The 4,159-nt window shown below is 68.2% G+C and carries 6 protein-coding genes; all 6 read left to right on the top strand.

Annotation, left to right across the window (positions count from 1 at the left end; genetic code table 11):
* Positions 1-57: 57 nt before the first annotated feature.
* The 6 genes from BN11_RS12670 (at position 58) to BN11_RS12640 (ending at position 3,991) form a co-directional block, all read left to right on the top strand.
* On the top strand, positions 58-987 hold the full coding sequence (locus BN11_RS12670) for a DUF3560 domain-containing protein (protein WP_048698244.1): 930 nt from the start codon (positions 58-60) through the stop codon (positions 985-987).
* A 247-nt stretch (positions 988-1,234) separates the two neighbouring features.
* On the top strand, positions 1,235-1,882 hold the full coding sequence (locus tag BN11_RS12660; RefSeq protein WP_157044126.1) for a hypothetical protein: 648 nt from the start codon (positions 1,235-1,237) through the stop codon (positions 1,880-1,882).
* Between the two features lie 174 nt (positions 1,883-2,056).
* Positions 2,057-2,722, top strand: coding sequence for a hypothetical protein (locus tag BN11_RS24705; protein ID WP_201329258.1), 666 nt, complete (start codon positions 2,057-2,059; stop codon positions 2,720-2,722).
* Positions 2,719-3,210, top strand: a complete 492-nt coding sequence (locus tag BN11_RS12650) for a hypothetical protein (RefSeq protein ID WP_157044125.1) — start codon at positions 2,719-2,721, stop codon at positions 3,208-3,210. Before BN11_RS24705 ends, BN11_RS12650 begins: the two co-directional genes overlap by 4 nt.
* Complete coding sequence (locus tag BN11_RS12645; protein ID WP_048698238.1) at positions 3,210-3,557, top strand: hypothetical protein; 348 nt, start codon at positions 3,210-3,212, stop codon at positions 3,555-3,557. The genes BN11_RS12650 and BN11_RS12645 overlap by 1 nt, the downstream gene beginning before the upstream one ends.
* A gap of 203 nt (positions 3,558-3,760) precedes the next feature.
* Positions 3,761-3,991 carry a hypothetical protein gene (locus BN11_RS12640; RefSeq protein ID WP_048698235.1) on the top strand — a complete coding sequence of 77 codons (231 nt, stop codon included), beginning with the start codon at positions 3,761-3,763 and terminating at the stop codon, positions 3,989-3,991.
* Positions 3,992-4,159 lie beyond the last annotated feature (168 nt).

Genomic DNA, 4,159 nt, shown 5'->3' with positions numbered 1-4,159 from the left:
AGACACCACCACTTGTGAGCGGCTGACCATCGCTCACCCGAGACCCGAGGAGGGGTCATGACGTTGACCATCGAGCACACCGAGGCTGAAGGAACTTTGCTGCTGGGCACATCCCGAGGGGATGGTTCGGCCGAGGTCGTCAAGGCGTTGGGTTGGCGGTGGGGTCGCAGCATCGGGCTGTGGTTCGTTCCGCGCAGTCGCGACGCTGCACCCAAGCGGCCGTTGATCGAGCAGACCGCCCGCCAGCTGCGAGAGGCCGGCTTCGAGGTCGAGGTGTCGATCGACACCACAACTGGAAACCGCGAGGAGGCCGAGGCACGCCGGGCCGAGCGTGCCCAAGCGCGATCCGGCAGGCTCGCGGACCGGGCTGAGCGGGAGCAGACCAAAGCCGATCAGCGGTATGCCGCCTCCCGCAAGATCGCCGACGGGATCCCGTTCGGTCAGCCGATCCTGCTCGGGCACCACTCCCAGGCCAGGGCCGAGCGGGACGCCCGCAAGATCCGCTCACACATGGAAGCCAACATCGAGCACCAGGAGCGCGCCAACGCCGCAGCCGCGGCCGCGGCGACCGCCGCTGCCGGGCCGCAGTACCGGCACAACCCAGTGACCGTCGCCAACCGGATCGAGCGGCTCGGAGCCGAGATCCGGCGCATGGAGCGCGCGCTCGAGCAGTCCGCCGCGGCGGGGCATCGGCGCCAGGACCTCGAGGACCAGCTCGCGATCCACCGTGCCGACCTTGAGCACTGGCAGAAGGTGCGCGCCGAACAGCTCGAGACCGGGCAGGCCACCAACTACGGCCGCGAGAACGTCGCCGTGGGCGACCTGGTCAAGATCGGGGGCTCCTGGCACACCGTGGCCCGGTGCAACGCCAAGACGGTGGCCGTGGAGACCGGCTACTCCTGGACCAACAAGGCGCCTTGGCACACCGTCCAGGACCACCGACCCCGCGCCTTGGCAGAAGTTGAAGGGTCGAAGGTCCAGGGATGACATCTGACGAGAGCCTCGATACGCCGATGAACCACCGGTGGGCAGTTCTGAACTGCGCAGTCACCCAGGTCCTCGGGACGTACGCCACCGAAGCTGAGGCAGGCGCCGCCGCAGAGGAGTACGGCTGCTGCAGTTTCGCCTATGAGATCACCCCCGACCAGGACACACAGGGTTTCCGGGATGGCCCACAGCCTGCGCCACAGCAAACCCTGACGGCACCAAGCAATGGCCAGTAGCCTCGACCCCCATGGGACGTGCGTCGAGAAGGAAGAAGAACAATCGGTCGGATGACGATCAAGTCAGCCGCTCAGTCGCAGAACAGTTGCTGCGTGACGCAGGGCCGCTCATCGCTGACCAAGAGCGCAAGGGTCCGCTCACCATCGAGGCACTACAGGCCGTGCTCGACGAAGCCGCCGAGCGGTACAACATGGAGTTGTATTCGGTAGAGGGGGCGCAAAGGACCCGTTGCATCCGGCTATTGGCTGACCTCTGTAGCTCGTTCGGGGATCGCGCAGGCTTCAGCCACTTCTACGACCAGATTGACCCGGATTCCGCGGATGGGCTGACTCCTGCTGCGCTCATGTCGATAGCGGCGAGCAACCTTGACAGGTGGCTGGGCCCTGACGGACGTGAAGTTCCAGATCACGTCTGGGAGTCATTCGACAAGCTGTGGTCAACGAATGTCGACGAAAAGGACCGACCAGCAGGGGATGCGGTGATTGCCCATGCCCGTGAAGGTTCACTTGTACCGAACCTCTCACCGCTTCATCACCCGGCTGGAGGAGGAGAGGATCTCCTCCTAACCATCCTCGCCGTGACCGGTCTGCTATCCGCAGTGTGGTCGGCGAGCACCAACGAGTACCACAACGAACTGCTCCTGCGCGTTATGCGCTAACGGCGCAAGAGATACGTCCCTGCCCCCAGGTCCGGCACCCCATGCCGCCTGGCTCGGGGTCGCGGGCGGGGTTAGAAGGGGTCGGGTTGTCGGTGCTGGGCGGTAGCGTCGAAGACACCAACCAGACGGTGAGCGGCTGACCATCGCTCACACCAGACCCCCGAGGAGGGGACGATGAGCACCACCGTTGAGCAGGCAGTTCGGCGCATGGATCAGCTGACAGGCACCGTGATCGCCGCGACCGCGCAGGAGATGCGGGCCGCGGCCTACGCGATCGCCAGGCAGACCAAGGACCAGCACCCGAGCGTCGAGCGGGTTCACCTGAGCGCGTCCGATCAGGGCGACTGGCTGGACATCGCCGGCTGGCAGGGGCAGGGGGAGGTCGAGGACCTGGTCCTGCCCGAGGAGGTGGACTTCGCCGCGGCGCACCTCTACATTCCGCACATCGGCAACGGCGAGCACGTCGGCGCGGTGCCTGGGCTCTGGTACACCGATCGGCGTCGAGGGCTGTTCATCCTCGACGTCGAGCAGGTGATCACCGAGTGCGCGGGTGGACCGGCGCTGGCCGAGGTCCTCGTTGTGCGGGACCCGGACGGACCCAACGAGGTGACCGTCGCGGTCCTGGGTCAGGAGGCCAGCGGTGAGCAGGTCGAGGTGTTCTCGATCGACGCCGGGGCCGGGTGGGAGTGGGCCGACTGGGTCCAGCACCGCGACGAGTGCCTGGCGCGGGCCAGCGCAGGGCTCCAGGAGCCGCTGCGGGCCGCTCTGGCCAGTCCGCCGGGCGGACAGTACGTCGAGGGCCGCGACGAGCGCGACTGGGCCGCTGGGGAGGCGTCGTGAGCGTGCACCTGCACTTCGGGATCCTGACCGTCGACCCTGACACCGGCCCGGTCCGGCTGCTTCTGGACGGGGTCGAGGTGGCGGCTGGCGAGGACCGCGACGAGATCATGCTGACCGGGTGCACCTTCCACCCGACGGCGGAGGCCGGGTTCGTCGACGTCGGGTCCTGGCAGGTGTGGGCCGAGCCGAACGATGACGAGGACCCGCACCAGAGCCTGCACGTGGTCGTGGCGCTGCCCGAGAGCCCGAACGCCGCCACCGTCACCCAGGTGCGCTGGGCACTGCTCGACCTGGTCGACCAGCACTGTCGAGTCGCCGACGTCGCCGTCATCACCGCAGCCACCGACTGGTCCAGGCTGCATGCCCACGCGATCTTCCACGGACCGCACGCCGGTGACTGCTACCTGGTCCCCGACCAGGAGCACCAGCGGCATCTGGAGGACCTGCGTCTGATCCGCAAGTTCAACGATGACGAGGAGGTGCGGTGATGGCCGAGTGGGTCGTGACCTACACCTCGATGCCCATCGAGGCCGACACCGCCGAGGAAGCGATCTCCCGCGAGGGCAGCGGCGGCGGGCACTGGAACGCCTACCCGATCCGGCAACACTCCGAGGCACTGGAGGTGCACGCTGACATCTGGCCCGGGGATGCCGACCTGGCCGTGATCCTCGGGGCCGTCGGAGGCCTGCGCCTAGCGGTGTATCAACACCGTGACGAGAAGGATCGCCCACTGCCGGGGGTGGTGCTCGACCTCGACCGGGACGACCCGTCGCTGGAGATACGGGTGGTCCTCGAGGACCAGCGGCTGGCGACCATTCCCAGCACCACCCGCTGACCCCCTCGGTCCGGTGGGTGCCGAGCCTTGCCGGGGCTCAGCCCACCGACCGAGGGGGGCTCATGGTGCCCCCAGAGGCCAGGCACCCCATGCCGCCTGCCTCTGGGCCACAACCCGTGGCCGGCTGTCGGTGCTGGCCGGTAGTGTCGAAGGCACCAACCTCGACGGACTGACCATCCGTCACCGATCGGAAGGCATGTGCGATGTTCGATGACGAGAAGCCCACGTGGACCAAGCCCTGCGAGAAGTGCGGGCAGCAGGTCGAGCGCTGGCGCGGCCAGGGAGACATCTCGTGCCCCTGCGGCGCCTGGTACAACGCCGGCGGGCAGCGGCTCCGCGATGACTGGCTCGGCAACCCTGCGTGGGGGGACGAGGAGATCGACGACCTCGAAGGCTTCGAGCGGCAGCAGCTGGCCCGCGAGGCGGGGCTGTGAGGGCCCGCTCAGGCGGACGGCGGCCGCTGTGGCTGCTCGGTCTGGCCGTGGTGTGCACGCTGCTCGCAGTGGCCTTCTACGGGCCGCTGGCGTGGCTGGCGGGACCCGTGGTGGTCCTGCCAGCGCTCGTGCTTTCCAGGGCCAGTCAGCGCCGGCGCGCTCGCCGAC

The sequence above is a fragment of the Nostocoides australiense Ben110 genome (assembly GCF_001050535.1).
GTDB lineage: Bacteria > Actinomycetota > Actinomycetes > Actinomycetales > Dermatophilaceae > Nostocoides_A > Nostocoides_A australiense.
This window is presented reverse-complemented; position numbering and strand designations above follow the sequence as displayed.